Raw genomic sequence first — 388 nt, 5'->3', positions numbered from 1 at the left:
CCTCCTCGTCGAAGACGGCGCTGACGTCGAAGCGGCACACCACCAGCTCGGGGTCGGCGTCCTCGAACGGGGCCCCGAGCCACTCCCCCGGCTCGGGCAGCGCCTCGGCCGCCGAGACCCAGAGGGTGGAGTCCCCCTCCTCCAGGCCGAACTCCTTGTGCCGGGAGGCGATCTCGTCCGGTTCGTACTCCCCGAAGAGCACCCCGAGCGCGGCGTGGACGCTGGTGCCGACGACCGGGGTCGTGGAGCCGTCGCCGCCGGGTCCGGCGTCGATGTCGGCGAGACGCTGGGCCTGGGCGAGCAGACGCGGCGGCTCCGCGACCGCGTAGTCGCGCCGGATGAGCACGCTGAGCGCGCTGGGTTCGGCGGGTCCGGCGTAGGGCGGCAG

General features: G+C 74.7%; 1 pseudogene. It reads right to left on the bottom strand.

Going from position 1 to position 388, the window contains the following annotated elements:
* Positions 1 to 388 (bottom strand): annotated as a pseudogene (locus tag RM844_RS33305) (hypothetical protein); the annotation flags it as partial.

Source organism: Streptomyces chisholmiae, from assembly GCF_031845445.1.
In the GTDB taxonomy this organism is placed as follows: Bacteria; Actinomycetota; Actinomycetes; order Streptomycetales; family Streptomycetaceae; genus Streptomyces; species Streptomyces chisholmiae.
Note: the sequence above shows the minus strand (reverse complement) of the source record. Positions and strands in the feature narration are given on the sequence as shown.